We start from the raw sequence: 18,441 nt of genomic DNA on the forward strand, positions 1-18,441 counted from the left end.
CGCTGTTTTGCCCAAAGAAATGGGCTTATCGCCTCCAAGTCATAAAGGCCAGTACCGCAAACAAGCAGAGAGTCAGCCAGAAAAGCGCTGCGCCGACCCGGCCCTGAAACATCGTGATCTCGGTGGCGACCGGCAACCTTGCGCGCCCATAGGAGGTCGACCAGCCTTCAGGCGCGGTTTCGGCAGGGATCGTCCGCATGATCTCGCGGCCATACCCGTCAATGATGCCGGACGTACCGCGATTTGCTGCCCGCACCAGCGGCAGGCCTGTCTCGATCGCACGATACCGGTTCTGGGCGTAATGCTGGGCGGGGCCCATGCCCTGGCCAAACCAGGCATCGTTCGAGATCAGGACCATCCATTGGGCCCGGTCTGTCAGGTTCACGCTGCGCGAGATTTCGGGGAACAGGCCTTCATAGCAGATCAGCGCCACAAAGGCCGGAACACCGCCCGGATCAACCGCCGTGGCACCGGCGCCGGGCCGGAAGCCGTCGGCCGCAAGGCGCTGGACGGCAGGGGGCAGCATGCCGCTCATCTGGGACCCATAGGGAATGAAGTTGATTGCCGCGAGCTCGCCGAATGGCACGAGCCGGTGCTTGTCATAAAGGGCGATCGGACCAGTCTGATTGACCGTCTCATCCATCACCGCGAGGCTGTTATAGTACGTCCGACTGTCGGTCGTGGTCAGCTCGTAGCGGGTCGTGCCCGCAATCAGTTTGCGCTGGCCGATATAGGCCGCGATGGCGTCCAGGGCATTGGCATCCTGAAGCAGATAGGCTGGCACGGCCGCCTCCGGCCAGACCACGATGTCTCCCGGGCGGCTATCGGGATATGTCAGCATCCGCAGGTATTCATAGAGGACGGGGTCCGGCCCCAGCGTATCCCACTGATCCTGCGGGACGCCAGCATCCATGACGACAATTGATTGATCGGTGAGCGGCGAAGTTTCGGCCGTTCGGTCAGCGCCCCAGGCCCAGCCGAGCGCAAGCGCCAGAACAGAGACGAAAGCCGGGGCAAGCCGGACCGGAATGCCGCGCCCTTCGCGCGTATCCACCAGCGCCGCGGGAGACGCCATGACGAAAACAGTCACCAGCGTCAGCCAGTAGACACCGCCTAGAGAAGCCGCCTGCGACAGCGCGCCGCCAGGAATCCACGTGGTGCCCGGCAGGTTCCACGGAAATCCGCCGAAGACGTGCCCGCGCGTGAACTCCGCCAGCGCGAAGAACAACGCGAATATGAACACGCGCGAAGGGGAAGCCGACCAGAAGGCGCCCGCCATCGCTGTAAATGCGCCCCAGATCAGGGCCATGCCGGCTGGCAACAGGATAAGCGGCATCCAGATGAACCAGATCGTGCGTGCCGGATCGACGAGGAACGGCATCGCCGTCCAGTGAAGACTGACGAGGAAAAAGCCGGTCCCGAAGGCCCAGCCGCGCAGGAAGACAGCCCTCCCCCAGCGCGCCTGAGACCGCGCACCGTCGATCATCCAGACGATGCCGGTAAACGAGATCACCAGCACGGCGCTGAAATGGAACGGCGCAAAGGCGACCGCCGATAACGCGCCCAGCGCAAATGCGGCGGCCAGGGCACCCCAGCCCGACAGGCGCGCAAAAGCCTCGTGCAGAGGCCCAAGCGCAGTGAACCCGTGGCTGCGCACAGCTTTACTCATGTAACTCTACTCCTCAGCAGCAGGCTGCGGCGGGGGTTCAGGCAGGCGCAGGCGAAGGCGGCGGACGCGCCGCGAGTCTGCGTCGACAATCTCGATCTCGGAACCGTTGGGATGGCGCAGGACCTCGCCGCGCACCGGGACTTTGCCGGCCAGCGCAAACGCAACGCCGCCGAGCGTGTCAATATCAGCGTCCAGATCATCGAGACTGAGGTCTACACCGCTTTCCTCCTGGAAATCCTCGATCTCCGTGCGCGCGTCAGCCTCCCAGATACGGGCGCTGCGGCGAACGAACATGGCTTCTTCCTCATCATGCTCGTCTTCAATGTCACCCACGATGACCTCAACAAGGTCCTCTAGTGTGAGCAGCCCGTCTGTGCCGCCATACTCATCCACAACCAACGCCAGATGAATGCGGGTCGCCTGCATCTTCACGAGCAGGTCGGTGAGCTTCATCGAAGGCGGAACGTAAAGCACCTCGCGGTGCATCCGCTCAAGCGGCCGGCGCGGCAGCTCACCGCCTTTGGCCAGTTCTGTCACAAGATCCTTGATGTGAACAAAGCCGATCGGATCATCCAGTGTCTCCCGGAAAACGGGCAGGCGCGAGTGGGTGACCTCGGCAAAAAACTCCAGCAGCTCCTGCACGCCGGTTCCAGCTTCCACCGCCTTGATGTCGGCGCGCGGAACCATCACGTCATCCACCCGCAGTTCTTCAAACTCGGCAAGGCGCAGGCGCATCACCTGGGGCGCGCCGGCCGGATCAAGATCCTTGTTCGCATTTGCTGCGGGCTCGGCGGACTTTCTGCGAAATCCGAAGAAGCTTCGCATTCGGCCGGTGGGCGCCGCGTCGGAGGGGTCAGAGTCACTCATGTCAATCAGTCGTTCTGGTATGGATTAGCTATGTCGAGGGATGCAAGGGCCTTTATTTCCAGCGCTTCCATCTCGGCGGCCTCATCGTCCGTCTCGTGATCGAATCCGAGAAGGTGCAGGTAGCCATGAATCAGCAGGTGAACAAGGTGATCCTTGGGCGCCCTGCCCTGAAGTCCGGCATCTGCGGAGGATACGCCCCAGGCTACGGCAATGTCGCCAAGAAATGGCCGGTCCATCGGAAGCGAGGGAAAGGAAAGCACGTCCGTCGGCTTATCCTTTCCGCGGAAATCAAGGTTCAGCTGATGAAGGGCTGCGTCATCGGCGAGAAGCAGAGCAACATTGCCCTCGCCTGCGGGCGCGACCTGCGCGGCTGCGGCAAACGCTCTCCGGCAAAGTGCCTCAAGATCGCCGAGCGCCGCCCAACTGTCATCCTCAATGATGAGATCAAAACCGATCATCGCAGGATCTCAGCTCTCTCCCGACGCGGCGTAGGCATCGATGATCCGGCTGACGAGCCCGTGCCGGACGACATCGGCGGCCGTAAGGCGCTGAACGGAAATGCCTTCGACATCCTTTAGGATCCGCAGCGCCTGCTTGAGGCCCGATTCCTGGCTGCCGGGCAGATCGACCTGATCAGGATCGCCGGTCACGACCATCCGGCTGTCACGGCCAAGGCGTGTGAGCACCATCTTCATTTGCGCAGCGGTCGTGTTCTGCGCCTCGTCAACAATGACAAAGGCGTTCTTTAGAGTGCGCCCCCGCATGAAGGCGATCGGCGCCACTTCTATTTCGCCGCGCGCCATCCGGCGCTCCATCTGTTCCTGCCCCATCAGGTCCCTCAAGGAATCCCAGATGGGCAGCATGTAAGGATCGACCTTTTCTTCCAGCGTGCCAGGCAGGAAGCCGAGCTTCTCGCCAGCCTCAACTGCAGGACGGGTAACCACCAGACGCTGGCGGATCCCGGCATTCAGTTCGGCCACGCCGGTGGCGACCGCTAGAAATGTCTTGCCCGTGCCCGCGGGGCCAACGCCGAAAACCAGAGCGTTGTCAGGATTTGACAGCACATCGAGATATTTCGCCTGGCCGCGCGTCATGGCGGTGACTGCCTTTTTCAGGCCTTTTAGACCCGAAAACGTCTGGGATGGCGATTGGGCCGCCTGCAAGGCGCCGTCCAGTTCCATTTCGCTGGGCTCACCACCACTGCGCAGGCGCCGCTCAAAATCGGCGAGCGCTGCCTCGGCAATGGAAACGCCCTCCTCGGTGCCGGTCAGGCGGATTCCGCCGCCCTGGCTCTCTGCTTGGAGCCCAAACGCCTTCAGCCGGGTTTCGAGTAAGGTCAGATGGCGATGATGGGGCCCGCAAAGGTCGCGCAGCCGTTCTACGTCGCGCACCTCATAGAGGCGGCTGACCGATGCGGGAGAGGGTTCGGAAGCCGAGTGCCGTTTGCTGCCGGTCACAGAGCGCCCTCACGCACCTGCAGGAGTTCAGCAGTCAACGAGTTGAGGCTTGCCCCGACAATCCTCACGTCCACGATCTGACCATTGAGGCTTTCCGGTCCGTCGAAATGGACCGCCTGAAGATAAGGTGAGCGGCCATGCATCTGGCCCGCATTGCGCCCCTTGCCGGTTACCAGCACGGGCAGCGTCTTGCCAATCTGGGCGGCATTGAACTCGGTCTGTTGCAGGCGCAACAGCGCCTGAAGCGTCTGCAGACGCTCGTCCTTCACAGCCTCGGAAACATGGCCGTGCATCTCCGCCGCCGGCGTGCCCGGACGGGAGGAATATTTGAACGAATAGGCGATGGCGTAGCCGATATCCCGCACGAGCTGCATCGTGGCTTCGAAGTCGGCATCGCTCTCCCCCGGAAAGCCCACGATGAAATCAGACGCTATCGCAATGCCCGGCCGGGCATGGCGTACGCGGGCGATGATGTCCCGGTACTGGCCTGCCGTGTGACCGCGGTTCATCGCCTTGAGGATACGGTCCGATCCCGATTGAACCGGCAGGTGCAGGAAAGGCATCAGGGCAGGCGTGTCGCCATGGGCGGCAATCAGGTCGTCATTCATGTCCCGCGGATGGCTGGTCGTGTAGCGGATGCGCTCGATCCCGCCAATCTTGGCGAGGTGCCGGCAAAGCTGGCCCAGCGTCCAATCTTCCCCGCCTTCAATGGCAGGGGCAGGACCATGGAAAGCATTCACATTCTGGCCGAGCAGAGTGATCTCGCGCACTCCCTGTGAGGCAAGGCTGCGGGTTTCCAGAACGATGTCATCGACCCGGCGCGACATTTCGGCGCCGCGTGTATAGGGCACGACACAGAAGGTGCAGAACTTGTCGCAGCCCTCCTGTACTGAAACAAAGGCCGCTGGCCCGTCCGCATCGCGGGTCTTGGGCAGGGCGTCAAACTTCTCAACCGTATCGAATTCTGTTTCCAGCCGGTCGCCAATGGCACGGCTGGCGCGGGCGATCATCTCAGGCAGCTTGTGATAGGCTTGAGGGCCAAGCACCAGATCAACAGCCGGCTGGCGCCGGATCAGCTCCTCGCCCTCGGCCTGGGCGACGCAACCTGCAACCGCGATGGTCATGCGCCCGCCGGAGGCTTCCTTCATCCGCTTGAGCTGGCCGAGTTCGGAGTATACCTTCTCTGTGGCCTTCTCGCGAATGTGGCAGGTATTAACAACTACAAGATCTGCAGATTCCGGCGCGTCCACTGGCGCATAACCAAGGGGCCGCAGCACATCGCGGATGCGCTCGGAATCATATACGTTCATCTGGCAGCCATAGGTCCTGATAAACAGGCCCTTCATGGGCTTTTCGTCGGAGGTGCCGGTCATCCGGCGGCTTATGCCTCAAAAGCGGGCAAGCTGAAAGAACCTTCCTCAACACAGACGGTCGTACAGCAGCTTAAGGCTTCACAGAGGTGAGAAGCGGGCTAGTGTGCCCTCAAATTGACATCTTTGGCGCCGGGGAGGCCCAGTCACCATGCTAGCAGATATCTACGAATCTTTCGCCGGTTCTGTGGAGAACATCTCCAACTTCATCTGGGGCGGCGTTTGGAATGGTCAGGAAGTCCTGGCTTTCGGACCTATGGCCGTCATCCTGCTCGGAACCGGCCTGTTCTTCATGATCCGGCTCGGCGGCAGGCCTCTGAGGCGGTTCGTGCCTGCAGTTGTCGAGGTCTGGAAAGGCCGGAAGGGCAATGGCGATCCGGCTGCCATCACACCCTTGCAAGCGCTCTCGACCGCCCTGTCGGGCCAGGTTGGCACAGGCAACATCGTAGGCGTGGCAACGGCGCTGACCCTCGGCGGACCCGGTGCGATCTTCTGGATGTGGGTGACGGCCATTTTCGGCATGGCGCTCGCCTTCGCCGAAAGCTCACTCGCCATCAAATACCGGGAAACCGATGAGAACGGCCGCATAAATGGCGGTCCGATGTATTACATCAAGAAGGGTCTCGGAAAGAACTGGACTTGGCTGGCGGCGATTTTCTGTGTCGGCACGATTTTCTCGGCAACCGCGACCGGCGGCATGATCCAAGCCAACAGTATGACGGCGAACATCCAGACCGAGTTGCGCCCGGTCAGCCAGAGCTTGCCGTGCGTCCTGCTGCAACCGGCCCAGAAGAACCTTCGGCAGGTCACAGGCGTCGCTGGAAACCTCGAACAGATCACCGCGGCCAATCTTGAACCGGTCAGCGCCTGCGAGCTAACTACTGTTCCGGCCGATCAGCTGGTGCTGGTTGCCGGCGAAGCGGATGCTGAAACCGGCTTTATCCCCTTGTCCAGCATCGAAGCCTCGCCAGGCATTGCCCTGCAGACCGAACTTGCGTCCTGGATTTTCGGGTTGGTGATTGCACTGCTTGTCTTTGCGGTGATCATTGGCGGCATCAAGTCGATAGGCCGGGTCGCCGGAGGCCTCGTTCCGGCGATGGCCGCGCTCTACATTGTCGGATGTATCATCATCCTGCTGCTGAACCTGCAACACATCCCGGGCGCGTTTGCGATGATCATCGCCTCCGCATTCGGATTTGAACAGGCGGCAGGCGGTCTGGCGGGCTACGCCATACTGTCGGCAATCCGCTTCGGGGTTGCCCGGGGTCTGTTCTCCAACGAAGCAGGTCAAGGGTCTGCTCCGATCGCTCACGCCGCCTCGCAGATGAAGAACCCGGCCAAGCAGGGCGAGATCGCCATGATCGGTGTGTTCATTGATACGATGGTCCTGTGCACAATGACCGCGCTGGTCATCCTCACGGCCGAAGGCACTTTCGCTACTTCGTCAGAGCTGCTCGCCAAGCCGGAAATGATCGCGGCAGGACTGGGGGAGACGACTACGCACCTCTGGATGGCTGAGGGAGTGAATGCGGCGACGTTGACCAATCGCGCCTTTACCGACGCGGTTCCCGGACCGGTCGGGGGCTGGATGGTGACGATCTGTCTGGCCCTGTTCGCGTTTACGACCATCATTGGCTGGTCCTACTATGCCGAACAGGCAACGACCTTCCTCGTCGGCGAATGGGCGACCAAACCCTTCCGTTACGTTTGGGTGCTGATTATTTTTGTCGGCAGTTTGCAGGAGGTCGACTTCATCTGGCGCTTCGGCGACATCGCCAACGCCTCGATGGCCTTCCCCAACCTGATTGCGATCATTCTTCTTTCGGGTGTCGTTTATGGCATCCACAAGGCAAACGGTGATCCCGATACGGATGATGGTGACAGCATCATGGAAGACCTGCGTAAAAAAGCGCCCGCCGAATAGGCGGGCGCTACTTCATTGCTATACTCCCACCAGGCAAGTCAGATCGTCAGGACGATCTTGCCGAAATGTTTCTGGCTGGCCTGGTGGGCAAAGGCCGCAGCAATCTGGTCGAGCGGGAATTTGCTGTCGATCACAGGGCGCATGGTGGAGGCTTCGATGGCTTCCACCATGTCTTCCTGATGGCGGCGCGAACCGACCGTGATGCCTGATACAGTGATGTTGCGCGAGAAAAGTGCAGCCGTCGGCACCTCGCCGGAAACACCCGTCAGCACACCGATCAGCGAGATGTGACCGCCCGGGCGGCAGGCATTGATCGACTGGGCCATTGTGCCGGGGCCGCCGATCTCGACGACCTCATCGACGCCGCGACCACCGGTCAGCTCGAACGCCTTGCGGCCCCATTCGGGCGTATCCTTGTAATTGATGACGTGATCGGCGCCGAGGCTTTTGAGCTTCTCCATCTTCTCGTTTGACGAGGACGTCGCGATCACGCGCGCTCCGGCCAGCTTGGCAAACTGCAGCGCGAAAATCGAAACCCCGCCTGTGCCCTGCACCAGCACCCAGTCACCCGGCTTGGTCCTTGTTTCGACGAACATGCCGCGCCAGGCCGTCAGCGCGGCGCAGGGAAGGGTTGCGGCCTCCTCAAAGCTCCAGCCGGCCGGCATGCGGGTGAAAGAAGTTTCAGGCGCCGCCACAAACTCGGCGCCAAAGCCGTCGGCGCCATCGCCCGGCACGCTGGCAAAGCCTGCCGCTTCAATCTGGCCTGACTGCCAGCTGGGGAAGAACAGGGAGATGACCTTGTCGCCCACTTTCCATTTGGTGACGCCTTCTCCTATCGCGACGACCTCTCCTGCCCCATCGGACATCGGGATACGGCCATCGGGCGTCGGGATGCCGCCGAGCACCACAACGAAGTCGTGATAGTTGAGCGAACTCGCGCGCACGCGCACCAGAACTTCGCCCGCTTTGGGCTTGGGGTCGTCCCGCGTCTCTATGACGAGGTTCTGAAGCCCGCCGGGCTTTTTGACGGCTGCTACTTTCATGGTCTTGTCCTCCCTTGGATGTGGCAGGACGGGACCTACACCGCCCTTAGGGAAGTCAAGAGGAAGGCGTGAGCCTTGCCTCGCGTAAGGCTTTCCGGCGAACCTTGCCCGCATCGTCCCGCACCGCCTCGGCGGTATACTCAAAGCTCTTGGGTATCTTGTAGCGCACAAGGCGCTCGGAAAGATGCGCGGCCATCGCCGCATCATCGACCGGCCCGTCGGGACGGTCGATCACCGCATGCAGGCGCGCGCCCATATCCTCGTCCGGAAAACCAATGACGGCAGACGAGCGCACGCCCGGATAGGCCTCGATCGCCGCTTCGACCTCAGCTGGATAGATATTGGCCCCGCCGACGATGATCATGTCGGACAGGCGGTCAGAGAGGTAGAGATAGCCGTCCTCATCCATCCAGCCGAGATCGCCGAGGCTCTCCCAGCCCCCGTCGATCGCCTTGGCGTCTGCGCCGATATAGCGATAGGTCGTGCCTGCGCCTGCAAGCGGTCGGATGAACACCTCACCCACTTTGCGCGTCGGAAGTGTCTCGCCATTCTCCCCGACAATCTTCATTTCGCAGGTCTCGACCGGCTTTCCGACCGAGCCCCTGTGTTTCAGCCATTCCGTACCCTGAATGGTTGTCGAGCCCTGACCCTCTGTGCCGCCATAGAGTTCCCAGACAACTTCGGGGCCGAGCCATTCGATAAAGCATTCCTTCAGCCACGCAGGACAAGGCGCCGCCAGATGCCAGAGCGCCTTGAGGCTGGAGAGATCATACCGGCAGCGTACTTCCTCTGGCAGCGACCAGATGCGGCGCATCATGGTGGGGACGGCGTAGACCACATCCACCTTGTGTTTCTCTATCAGCGAGAGGGTCTCTTCTGCATCAAACCGGGTCGTTACCACAACCGTGCACCCTTTAAAGAGCGCCGTCATCGCCCAAAGGAAGGGACCATTGTGATAGAGCGGTCCTGGAATGAGCATGCAGCCTTGCTGGGGAATTTCCAGAAGCGGCACGTCCGGATCTGAAGCTGCCGGCTGTTTGGATACGATGAGCTTTGGGCGACCAGTTGACCCGCCTGATGTCATGGCCTTGAAGCTCGCAGCCGTAACTTCCGGGAGCGGAGTATCAGGCAGGTCCTGGCCGGGCGCAAACCCCTGGCGGACACAGGCGGCCTGCGGATACTCCCCTTCAGCCACACCGATCACGAGGCTGGGCGCGCCGATCTCGACGATCTGGTCCCGTTCCAGCTTTGGTAGCCGCGCTGAAATCGGCTGAGGTGTTGCCCCAGCTTTCCAGATCGCAAAGCAGGCCTCGAAAAACTCGATGCCATTGGGGAGCGAAACCGTGACAAAGTCATCCGGCTTGACCCCGAGCTGCTGGTAGGCACGCGCAAGCTGGTTCGTGCGGGCTTCAAGCTCGGCCCAGCTTACGTTCCGCCCCTCATGGCTGAGAACCGTGCGCTCAGGCTGCAGGGCCGCCCAATGCGCAATAATGCGAGACAGTGAAATCATGGCCATGGTCGCGGTTCCCCTCATATTTCTACCGGTTCAGATGCCGGCTCTTTTCAATAGTCTTTGAAATCCTGCCCAGAATTCGGCGCGCCGGTCGTCGGTCTCCATCAGGATTTCGTGCATCGCCCCATCGACGGTTACATGCTCACAATCCTTGAGGCGCGCTGCAATCTTGTCGTGGGCAGAATTATCGATGAGTTTTTCCTCGCCTGCCGAAGCAACGAAGACCGGGATATCGACTTTCGCCAGCGTTCTCGGCTTGGAGAATGTGGAAAAAATATCCAGCGATGCGCCGAGCCAACCCCAGGTGACCGGCCCCAGTTCAAGGTCAGGCTGCGCATCTGTCAATGCGCGCTGGAGGTCCCAGCGGCGCTTGTCATGGGTCACGATGTTGGTTTCGAAACGCTCCGGCGGGCCTGGCTGCATGGCGTAGTCACCCGACCGCCCGGTGGCGCGCATGGCCCAGACAAGATAGCGCATCCCGAGGAAGGGAGACTTCAGCCCCCACATGGGCGCGCAGAACGCAGCCGCCTCGACCTTAACAAGCCCTTTGGCAATCGCTGCCAGCGCGATGGCGCCGCCCATCGAATGAGCCAGCGACACGTAAGGGCGCGGCAGCCGGCTTTCGAGCGCATCAAGCCCTTTGGCGAGCGCGGTCATAAAGGTTTCAAACCGGTCGATATGGCCCTTCTTGCTGTCGGGCAGCAGCCGGTCAGAGAGTCCCTGACCCGGCCAGTCGAGGATGACAAGCGCAAAGCCCATCTGCTGGAGTTCGCGGCCAACCTCGAAATACTTCTCTATGAATTCGGTCCGGCCCGGACAGACAATCACGGTGCCGCGCGCCCTTGACGGAGACAGCGCCGGGGCGATGCAGGCTCTGAGCCGGCGGCCCTCAGACCCCTCAAACCAGACGATCTCTGCGCCTTGTGGCGGAATATTGCCGGAAACTTCGACAAAACTGTCCAGCCTGTCAGCGGAGGAATTCGCCATGCACGGGTCTCCAGGGGGCCAGATGAATGAACCGCCCGCAGGTCTCCCCGGGGCGGCCCAATTCGTCAAGCGATCTGATTCAGGCGGTTTAGCCGGCCAGCTTCTTCATCAGTGACTGGAGCTGCATGGCAACAGACATGTCGCCTGCAACTTTGAGCTTGCCCTGCATGAATGCCATGGTGGGGTCGAGCGCGCCGGCTGCGAGCTTGGTAAAGTCGTCCCAGTTGACCGAAATGGTCGCATCGGCTGCGCTGTCAGAGTTGTCAGCGACGCCGGCGGCACCGTCGATGAACAGCTTGCCGGCGCTACCGAAGTCAAACTTTACTTTTTTCTTGAAGTCGCTGCCGCCAGCAACGGCTGTTGCTGCGCGCTCAGTGAGTTGGGCGAGATCCATCAGGCTTCCTCCTTGGATTGATACCTGCTGCGGATAAAGCAAACCGGGCGATGCCCGGCAAGAAGAATCCCTTGACGCGCCTTGCGGCACATCGATCAGTTGCAATCCATGAGTTGGGAAAAAGCCATCGAAGAGCTCCGACGCCGGGAACGCCTGGCCGAGGAAATGGGGGGAGATGAGCCGGTTTCGCGCCAGCGCGGACGCGGCAAGCTGACTGTGCGCGAAAGGGTCGCCTTTCTGGCTGATCCGGGAAGTTTTCACGAGATCGGCAAGATCGCCGGCAAGGCGAGTTATGGCGCGGATGACGAACTGGACGGTTTCATGCCGTCGAACTCGGTCATGGGCCGGGCCCGGCTTGATGGCCGCTCAACCGTAATTCTGGCGGACGACTTCACGGTTCGGGGCGGCGCGGCAGATGCTTCGATCTGGCAGAAAATGGTTCAGGCCATCAAGATGGCGGCTGAATACCGCATGCCTCTGGTTCAGATGATCGATGGCACCGGCGGGGGCGGTTCGGTCAAGATGCTGGAGAAGGACCCGCGGACCTACATCCCCGAAACGCCCGGCTGGAACGAGATCGTCCATGGTCTGACACAGGTGCCTTTTGTATCCCTTGCCCTCGGTCCCTGCGCCGGTATGGGCGCGGGCCGTGTCGCTGCCAGCCATTTCAGCATCATGGTCAAAGAGCTCAGTCAGGTCTTCGTTGCCGGACCGCCCGTCGCGATTGCCCTTGGAGAGAATGTCACGAAGGAAGAACTCGGCGGCTGGAAGATCCAGGGGCAGAACGGAACCGTGGACAATGTGGTCGACAGCGAAGCGGACGCGTTCATCGCCGCGCGGCGTTTCCTCTCCTACCTTCCCCCATCCGTCCATGAACTTCCAGCACGCGTTCAGCCTTCAGACGATCCAAAACGCCGGGAGGAGAACCTTCTCTCCATCGTGCCAAAGGATGGCCGCACGCCTTACAAACCCCGCCGGATCGTCGAGGCCGTGGTGGACACAGGCAGCTTCTTCGAGATCGGCCACGACTGGGGCCGGGGCATTGTGACCGGCCTTGCCCGGATCGACGGCCACGCCGTCGGCATCATGGCGGGCGATCCCTTCTTCCTCGATGGCGCCTGGACAGCCGATGTCTGTGACAAGGTCACCCGGCATATGGACCTTTGTTCCACATTCCATCTTCCGGTCATCCATTTTGTCGACTGCCCGGGCTTTGCGGTGGGCGTCAAAGCCGAGACCGCAGGCGTTACGCGCGCGGGTGTGCGCGCCATGACGGCGGTGTATCAGGCCAGTGTTCCGGTCTGCTCTGTTGTCATCCGCAAGGCCTATGGCCTTGCCGGATCGGCCATGATGAACCAGTCGCGAACCAAATGGCGCTATTGCTGGCCAAGCGGGGACTGGGGCTCACTACCGATGGCAGGTGGCATTGAGGCAGCGTTCCGAAAGGAACTTTCAGAAGCCGAAGACCCCGACGCGCTCAAGGCGCAGCTTTACAAGAAGTTTGAAGCCATCCGCTCACCTTTCCGGACAGCAGAGAGTTTCTTTGCGGAAGAAATCATCGATCCACGCGACACCCGCCCCCTGCTTGCCGACTTTGCCGGACATGCCCAACGCGTGCTGGAAACTGGTGAAAGACGCACAGGCTTCCGTCCCTGAACGTTCAGCTTGCCAGTTTCCAACCTGCTTCGGGCATTCTCTTGCCATTTTTCAGGAGATGATGCCTGTTACGCCCATCCTTGGGGAGGACATCGATCATGCTCTGGAAATATGCTGCTTCGGCGCTGCCGCTTGTACTTATCGCCGCCTGCGGCGGTGCGCAGGACAGGGATTACGCATCGCCAGGCGCGCCGCCGCCTCCTGTGGAGATGGCCATGAAAACGGCCGAGCCCGCTTATGATGCGTTGGAGGGATCTGGTGGCGGCGAAACGGCTCCGGCCACCGAACAGTATATTGCCTATGCCCACAGTGTCGGCATGCGCCTTCCGGTAAAAAGCATAGAGCCGACCATGCAGGGACATATCTCGGCTTGCAATGCGGCCGGACCTTCGGTCTGTATCGTCACAAATTCCTGGCTCAATGCGTATTCGGAAGACTCTGTCTCCGCGTCCCTGAACATTCGCGCAACGCCCGCCTGGATCGATACATTCCTGTCAGCCGTTGAGGCAGAAGCCGAAGCTGCCAAAGGTGAAATCACAAACCGTCAGACGACGGCTGAAGACCTGACTGTTTCGATAATCGATACAGGCGCGCGCCTTAAGGCTCAGCAGACCCTTCAGGAACGCCTTGAAAAACTCCTCGCAGATCGCCCAGGCGAACTTGGCGAGCTACTCGAGACCGAACGCGAGCTTGCCCGGGTTAATGGCGAGATCGACTCGCTGACATCTTCGCTCGCGGCGCTCCGCCAGCGCGTGGACATGAGCCAGCTTTCGGTGAGCTACGAAACGAAGCTCAACCCGGTTTCCCAAGGTGCACTTCAGCCCCTGGGTGACGCATTCGGGAGCTTCTTCTATAATCTCGCGAGCGCGGTGGCGGCAGTTGTCACGGCCTTTGCAGTCGGCCTCCCCTGGCTGATGCTGATCGGCGTCCTGCTCTGGATCTGGCTACGGATGATCTGGCCACGCATCCGCAGGAAGAAGCCGGGGACCTGATCCCTTTCAGGACCAGGCCTCCCCTCAGGCCCGCTCGGCCTGTTTGCGCTTGGCCGTATCGCCCTTGCGGGCAAGCAGCAGGCCTGCAATCTCCTTGGGAACGATCATCAGCATCTGGCTGAGGGTCGTCTCCCAGGCGTCAGCGAGTTCCTTGCCGCGCACAGAACCGGTACGCCGGACATGCTCTTCCAGCAGGGATCTGGCTTCACCCACATGCTCTTCAGGCATATCAGCCAGCAGATACCAGTCGATCGAATCGGGGTTGGCGACCCGTTCGAAACGCTGCTGGGGATCCCATACGAAGGCAGCACCGCCTGTCATCCCCGCCCCGAAGTTGTCGCCGACTGGCCCAAGGATAAGTGCGCGGCCGCCTGTCATGTATTCGCAGCCATTGGCCCCGCAGCCTTCCACAACGGCCTTTGCGCCGGAATTTCGAACTGCAAAGCGAACGCCGGCAGTTCCGGCTGCGAACAGCTTGCCGGAAGTTGCTCCATAGAGGCAGGTGTTGCCGATGATTGCATCGCCCACAGCGGCGCGGCGGTCCCGCGGGCGCGGCGTCACGACGATGCTCGCACCGGAGAGTCCCTTGCCGACATAATCATTGGCGTCCCCCAGCACTTCCAGGAGTAGCCCCTGCACGCTGAACGCGCCCAGCGACTGACCGGCAGAGCCTTCGAGGCGAATATGCAGCCGCCCTTCCGGCAAGGCATGCATGCCAAATTTTCGGGTGATGCGCGAACTTGCCCGCGCGCCAATGGCACGCATCGTGTTCTGCACTCCATATTCCAACTGCATCTTCTCGCCGCGTTCGAAGAACGGTTCGGCATCCCGCAGGATCTGGGCGTCCAGCGTATCAGGAACCGGTTCGCGGCGGTTGGGTTTGTAGACCACTGGGGCGTCGGTATCGACCTGAACCAACAGCGGGTTGAGATCGAGATCGTCCAGATGCGTCGCGCCGCGGCTCACCTGCTTGAGGAGGTCCGTGCGTCCGATAGCCTCGTCTAGCGAGGTAAGCCCAAGAGAGGCCAGGATCTCACGCACGTCCTCGGCGATGAAACTCATCAGGTTGACCACTTTGTCCGGGTTGCCGGTAAAGTGCGCCCTCAGTGCCTCGTCCTGCGTGCAGACGCCGACCGGGCAGGTGTTGGAATGACATTGGCGGACCATGATGCAGCCCATCGCAACCAACGACGCGGTGCCGATGCCATACTCTTCCGCTCCCAGCATCGCAGCGATGACAATGTCGCGTCCGGTGCGCAAACCCCCATCTGTCCTCAGGGTAATCTTTTCACGGAGATTATTGAGCGAGAGCACCTGATGGGCCTCGGCAAGGCCAATTTCCCAGGGGAGACCGGCATACTTGATCGAGGTCTGCGGGCTCGCGCCCGTTCCGCCGACTCCCCCGGCGATCAGGATGATGTCGGCTTTCGCCTTCGCCACGCCTGCTGCAACCGTACCAACGCCAGACTGGGCCACCAGTTTCACACAGACGCGCGCATCCGGATTGATCTGTTTGAGATCATAGATCAGCTGCGCGAGGTCTTCGATCGAATAGATGTCGTGGTGCGGCGGCGGCGAAATCAGCATGACACCGGGCGTTGCATGCCGAAGCCTCGCGATGAGTTCGGTTACCTTGAACCCCGGCAGCTGTCCGCCTTCGCCAGGCTTGGCGCCCTGGGCCACCTTGATCTCGATCTCGCGACATTCATTGAGATATTCTGCCGTGACGCCAAAACGGCCAGATGCGATCTGTTTGACGGCCGAGTTCATGTTGTCGCCATTTGGCAGCGGCCGGTAGCGGGCCCGGTCTTCCCCGCCCTCTCCGGATACGGACTTTGCGCCGATCCTGTTCATGGCCACGTTGAGTGTGCCATGAGCTTCAGGCGACAATGCCCCCAGCGACATGCCCGGCGTGACGAACCGCTTCCGGATTTCATTTATCGACTGAACCTGGCTGAGCGCCACTTTCGGTCCCGCCGCTTTGAAGTCCAGAAGGTCACGAAGCTGCAGCGGATCGCGCGCGTGCACGGCGTCGACGTACTTGCGGTAGATCGCATAATCACCTCGGTCGCACGCAGCCTGCAGCGTGTGGATCAGGTTGCCGTCCAGAGCATGCGGCTCGTCAGAGGCGCGCAACCGATAGAACCCGCCAACCGGCAGAGAGATGACATCTTCATCAAACGCCTTCTGATGGCGCACGAGCGCGTTCTCTTCCAGACCGGCAAGACCGAGGCCGGATATCCGGCTGGACATGCCCGGGAAATAATCCGCCACGAGTGCGCGCGAAAGGCCAAGCGCCTCGAAATTATAGCCGCCGCGATAGGAGGAAATGACAGAGATGCCCATCTTCGAGATGATCTTCAGAAGGCCCGCCTCAACAGCCTCCTTGAAGTTCTGCACGGCCTTTCCAAGCGAGATGTCTCCCAGCAGTCCACGCGCATGCCGGTCAGCAATGGCATCCTGGGCGAGATAGGCGTTCACGCACGTAGCGCCAACACCCACCAAAACGGCAAAATAGTGCGTGTCGAGACATTCGGCGGATCTTACCGTGATCGAGCAGAAGGTGCGAAGCCCCTGCTCGACGAGGTGGGAATGAACCGCGCCGGTCGCAAGAACCATCGGAACGGCAATCCGGCTGGCGGACTGATGTTCATCCGTCAGGATGATGTGTTCCCGCCCTGCCCGAACTGCCTCTTCCGCCTCGCGCCGGATTCGCGCAAGCGCTTCCTTCAGCGCTGCGCCTTCAGATGTAACGTCGGACGCATCAAACGTGCAGTCGATGATTTCGGTGCCAACGCCCAACCGTTCGATCAGGCGTTCATACATGCCCGTCGTCAGGACCGGGCTTTCGAGGACGAAAACTTCCTGTTGCGACTTGTCCGTATCAAGAACGTTTCCAAGGTTCTTGAAGCGCGTACGCAGGCTCATGACCCGCCCCTCGCGCAGCGGATCAATCGGCGGGTTGGTGACCTGGCTGAAGTTCTGCCGGAAGAAATGGCTCATCGGCCGGTACGCCATCGTCAGAACGGCAGGCGCGGTATCGTCACCCATCGACCCGATGGCTTCCTTACCGCCCTCGGCCATCGGCGCGAGGATCAACTCGAGCGTTTCGAGGGTGTAACCGGCGGCAGTTTCCCGGCGCAGCAATTCTTCCTTGTTGAAGAGCACCGGCTCGGGTCCCGGCCCAATCTCCGGCTCAAGCTCGGTGACGGCCTGCAGCCACTCTTCATAAGGCGCCTGCGCCGCTAGAAAGTCCACAATCTCTCGGTGATCATAGAACTTGCCTGTGGCGAGATCGGCCGCGATCATGCCACCCGCAGGGATAGACCCCCGGCGGGTAACCTCATGATTGCCGAGCGGACACATTCCTGTTTCGGATCCAACAGCGAGAATACCGTCCGTTGTCAGAGAGTAGCGAAGCGGGCGCAGGCCGTTCCTGTCAAGCCCGGCAACCGCCCAGCGGCCGTCATAAGCTGCAATTGCGGCCGGTCCGTCCCACGGCTCCATCACGGAGTTGCAATAGTCATAAAGCGCCCTGTGCGCGGTCGGCATGACCGAGTCGCGTTTCGACCACGCCTCAGGGATGAGCATGGCCTTTGCCATAGGTGCTGGCCGGCCAGACTTGCAGAGCAGTTCCCATACTGCATCCAGCGCGCCGGAATCCGACGTCCCGTCCGGGATGACCGGTTTCACATCCTGCGTGTGGTCGCCGAAGGCTTCCGACACCATTCGGATCTCATGGCTCTTCATCCAGTTGCGATTGCCCCGCAGCGTGTTGATCTCTCCATTGTGAGCAATCGTGCGAAAGGGCTGCGCCAAAGCCCATTGCGGAAAGGTGTTGGTTGAATAGCGCTGGTGATAGATGGCGAATGCCGAGACAAAGCGTTCGTCGCGCAGGTCGAGATAGAAGTTGTCGATGTCCTGCGCCAGGAACATACCCTTGTAGATCAGGGATTTGTGGCTGAGCGAACAGATATAGAAGGACTGGATCGCCGCTTCGCGTGCCCGGCGTTCAATCCGCCGGCGGCAAATATAGAGCGCCCGCTCAAGCTCTTCAGGAGACCGCGCGCGCGCATCACGGAACATGATCTGTTCGATGGCCGGGCGGGTATCCTTGGCCTTCTGGCCGATGACTGATACATCAACCGGCGGCTGGCGCCAGCCATAGATGTAGAACCCGAAATTGAGCACTTCGCGTTCAACCAGCGTACGCGCCGCTTCCTGCGCGCCAAAATCTGTACGCGGCATGAAAATCTGGCCGACGCAGATCCGGTCGTCTGTGGGGCTGTGGCCTGTGCGGCTCACATGCTCGCGGAAAAAATCCTGCGGCACATCAAGCCGGATGCCAGCCCCGTCCCCCGTCTTGCCGTCGGCGTCGACAGCGCCCCGGTGCCAGACATTCTTGAGGGCCTTGATGCCCATCTCGACGATTTCGCGGCGCGGCTTGCCGTCCAACGCCACGACGAGACCCACGCCGCAGGCATCGCGTTCGTCTTCGGGATTGTAGGCGCCGGCATCAATCAGGCGCTGACGGTTCTGCTGGTACTTTGTCACATAATCCGACATCTG

Annotated in this window: 13 protein-coding genes; 3 read left to right on the plus strand and 10 right to left on the minus strand. The window is 61.1% G+C overall.

Annotated elements, in window-relative coordinates; all coding sequences use genetic code 11:
- Positions 1–25 precede the first annotated feature (25 nt).
- From lnt to miaB, 5 genes are read right to left on the minus strand one after another with little or no spacing between them, the layout of a single operon-like run.
- On the minus strand, positions 26–1,669 hold the full coding sequence (lnt, locus tag KG722_RS02765) for an apolipoprotein N-acyltransferase (RefSeq protein WP_213269255.1): 1,644 nt from the start codon (positions 1,667–1,669) through the stop codon (positions 26–28).
- 6 nt (positions 1,670–1,675) lie between these two features.
- Positions 1,676–2,536: a CBS domain-containing protein gene (locus tag KG722_RS02770; protein ID WP_213269257.1), complete on the minus strand. Its 861-nt coding sequence runs from the start codon at positions 2,534–2,536 to the stop codon at positions 1,676–1,678.
- Positions 2,537–2,541: 5 nt separating this feature from the next.
- Positions 2,542–2,994, minus strand: coding sequence for an rRNA maturation RNase YbeY (gene ybeY, locus KG722_RS02775; RefSeq protein ID WP_213269259.1), 453 nt, complete (start codon positions 2,992–2,994; stop codon positions 2,542–2,544).
- A 9-nt stretch (positions 2,995–3,003) separates the two neighbouring features.
- The gene (locus KG722_RS02780; protein WP_213269260.1) at positions 3,004–3,993 is read right to left on the minus strand and encodes a PhoH family protein; all 990 of its coding nucleotides are present in this window, start codon (positions 3,991–3,993) and stop codon (positions 3,004–3,006) included.
- The gene (gene miaB, locus KG722_RS02785; RefSeq protein WP_213271545.1) at positions 3,990–5,339 is read right to left on the minus strand and encodes a tRNA (N6-isopentenyl adenosine(37)-C2)-methylthiotransferase MiaB; all 1,350 of its coding nucleotides are present in this window, start codon (positions 5,337–5,339) and stop codon (positions 3,990–3,992) included. The genes KG722_RS02780 and miaB overlap by 4 nt, the downstream gene beginning before the upstream one ends.
- 175 nt (positions 5,340–5,514) lie before the next feature.
- On the opposite strand from miaB, the gene KG722_RS02790 reads away from it, so the two are divergent.
- Positions 5,515–7,287 (plus strand): sodium:alanine symporter family protein, encoded by a 1,773-nt coding sequence (locus KG722_RS02790; protein ID WP_213269261.1) that lies wholly within the window; start codon positions 5,515–5,517, stop codon positions 7,285–7,287.
- A 38-nt stretch (positions 7,288–7,325) separates the two neighbouring features.
- Here KG722_RS02790 and KG722_RS02795 read toward each other — a convergent pair whose 3' ends face one another.
- From KG722_RS02795 to KG722_RS02810, 4 genes are all read right to left on the minus strand, one after another.
- Positions 7,326–8,330 (minus strand): NAD(P)-dependent alcohol dehydrogenase, encoded by a 1,005-nt coding sequence (locus KG722_RS02795; protein WP_213269262.1) that lies wholly within the window; start codon positions 8,328–8,330, stop codon positions 7,326–7,328.
- A 55-nt stretch (positions 8,331–8,385) separates the two neighbouring features.
- Entirely contained in the window at positions 8,386–9,846 is a 1,461-nt protein-coding gene (locus KG722_RS02800) for an AMP-binding protein (RefSeq protein WP_213269263.1), read from the minus strand.
- Between the two features lie 30 nt (positions 9,847–9,876).
- On the minus strand, positions 9,877–10,830 hold the full coding sequence (locus KG722_RS02805; RefSeq protein ID WP_213269264.1) for an alpha/beta hydrolase: 954 nt from the start codon (positions 10,828–10,830) through the stop codon (positions 9,877–9,879).
- An 88-nt stretch (positions 10,831–10,918) separates the two neighbouring features.
- Positions 10,919–11,224 carry an SCP2 sterol-binding domain-containing protein gene (locus tag KG722_RS02810; protein WP_213269265.1) on the minus strand — a complete coding sequence of 102 codons (306 nt, stop codon included), beginning with the start codon at positions 11,222–11,224 and terminating at the stop codon, positions 10,919–10,921.
- Between the two features lie 108 nt (positions 11,225–11,332).
- On the opposite strand from KG722_RS02810, the gene KG722_RS02815 reads away from it, so the two are divergent.
- Both KG722_RS02815 and KG722_RS02820 read left to right on the plus strand, forming a co-directional pair.
- Positions 11,333–12,880, plus strand: a complete 1,548-nt coding sequence (locus KG722_RS02815; RefSeq protein WP_213269266.1) for a carboxyl transferase domain-containing protein — start codon at positions 11,333–11,335, stop codon at positions 12,878–12,880.
- A gap of 98 nt (positions 12,881–12,978) precedes the next feature.
- Complete coding sequence (locus KG722_RS02820; protein ID WP_213269268.1) at positions 12,979–13,872, plus strand: DUF4349 domain-containing protein; 894 nt, start codon at positions 12,979–12,981, stop codon at positions 13,870–13,872.
- 24 nt (positions 13,873–13,896) lie between these two features.
- Here the strand turns inward: KG722_RS02820 and gltB are convergent, their stop codons facing one another.
- Positions 13,897–18,438 carry a glutamate synthase large subunit gene (gltB, locus tag KG722_RS02825; RefSeq protein WP_213269270.1) on the minus strand — a complete coding sequence of 1,514 codons (4,542 nt, stop codon included), beginning with the start codon at positions 18,436–18,438 and terminating at the stop codon, positions 13,897–13,899.
- Positions 18,439–18,441: the final 3 nt, after the last annotated feature.

This window comes from Hyphomonas sp. (assembly GCF_018402285.1).
GTDB lineage: Bacteria > Pseudomonadota > Alphaproteobacteria > Caulobacterales > Hyphomonadaceae > Hyphomonas.